The 1,788-nt window shown below is 49.2% G+C and carries 2 protein-coding genes; both read right to left on the reverse strand.

What is annotated here, in order from left to right; all coding sequences use genetic code 11:
• Nucleotides 1–149: triose-phosphate isomerase (locus WBV75_RS08670; RefSeq protein ID WP_424120234.1), on the reverse strand; the 149-nt coding region annotated here is incomplete at its 3' end.
• Between the two features lie 6 nt (nt 150–155).
• On the reverse strand, nt 156–1,788 hold a 1,633-nt coding region (locus tag WBV75_RS08675), incomplete at its 5' end, for a BT_3928 family protein (RefSeq protein ID WP_424120233.1).

The following is a 1,788-nucleotide window of genomic DNA, read 5'->3' on the forward strand; positions in this document are numbered from 1 at the left end:
ACAGCCGACTCGAGGTTTACGAATGTGGGAGCCACCATAACGAGTGTTGCGGTCCGGGGTAGCTTTGCAACCAAATCGGTCAACAGCGCTTTGGTCCCTTCCTTGTCCATATTCATTTTCCAGTTTCCGGCAACGATTTTTGTCCTCATGGCTCTCTAGTATTTAGTAGTATTTTGTTTTGCTTCAATTTCAGCGACCTCTTCCAGGGTATACGGAATAAACTCGGTTCCTTCTCCAAAGAGGTCTGCCGTGGACTCCTCAACAGTTTGATTAAAACCTGCTTCAGCCCGCAGGGCATTGACATTTTCCGGGTTTTCAATAGGCCAGATCAGGTTGATTTCCTCTGGGGTATTCATAAAATAAGATCTGCCCTGGGTTCCGTATTTCTGTGGTAAGCCCTGTCCCATCAGGGAACGGTCCAGCATCATCGCATAAAGGCGGTAGGGAAGTTCTCCGGTCTCTGCAGCCACCTGAACCTGCGGTAAGAACTCGTCAATCCGCTCAGAATGCTGAATGACATACCACGCGGCCCTGTCGGTTTCAGAACCCACGAGACTGGTGCCCGGATATCCATATTGCCCAATGATTGAATCTACAGCCACCATATTTTGTTGGTCTATTTCTAATTGCTTTCCCCAGGTTTCCATGCTGAAGTTGGCCCGGTATTTCTGATCCAGGACCATAATACTGTCCAGGTAAGATTTCAATTCCAGGGGGTATTTCTCGGAATCTGAGAGTTTTGGCAAACTCAAGGCCTCCAGATCGTTGTAATGCAACTTTTGCACTATGGTGCCCTCCTGTAATTTCAGTATCCCGGGATTGGAGCGGACAATGGTCTTAAGGGCCGTCATATCCGTAAAATAGAATGGGAAATTCAACCCGTAGCGGTGTTTGAGGTTTCCGGTTTCCTCTGCGGAGGAGGCCGAAAGCCCGGCCACGGAATACCCGAAGGAAAGGGCCGAATCAGTCAGTATTTTTATCGCCTCAAAGGCATCTTTATGGCTCTTGCTTAAATCGTAGGCCACCACTAAAAGCACGTTTTTTCTCTGAAGCAGGGAGCCGGCCAGGTCAATACCGTTGTATTCCACAGTAAAGTCATGGATAGGGGGCTCGTAGCCCGCCTGTATCTCCCGTGTCCCTTCCAGGCCCACAAATTCCCCATCCACCTCCGGGTAGTCCCCCAGGGTGGTGATGATTTTTTCTTTCCCGTCGATATTGAATTTCCAGTCGTATTCGTATACCGGCCTGGGGGCGTCCTCAGGGATTTCCATGCCCTCTTTGATGTTTGCACCCACGTGATATGGCCGGAAATCCACCACAGGAAGGTGATTCAATACATGATTCCCGAACCAGATGCATGCCAGAAGTGCTATTGCGGTAGCGCCGAGTCTGAAACTCGCAGAACCCAGGGGTTTCAAATACTTCCGACCCCAGATCAGTACAAGAATCAACACCAGCAGGATCACATCCTTGCTAAAGGACTCCCAGGGCGTGAGTTTAACGGCATCCCCAAAACACCCGCAATCGGTAACCTTATTAAAATATGCAGAATAAAACGTCAGGAAGGTAAAAAACAGGATCGTCCCCAAAAGCGTCCACAGGGTCAGCCGGATCTGATACCCCAATAATAGGGTAATCCCCAGGATCACCTCGAGGATAACCACAAATAAGGCAATGGCCAGGGCGTATGGTTCCAGAAATGGCAAATCGAGGACAGCCGGGCTGAAATATTCTTCCAGCTTAAATGAAAAACCCAGGGGATCATTCAGTTTGATCAGGCCGCTTATA

Source organism: Robiginitalea sp. (assembly GCF_049588695.1).
GTDB lineage: Bacteria > Bacteroidota > Bacteroidia > Flavobacteriales > Flavobacteriaceae > Robiginitalea.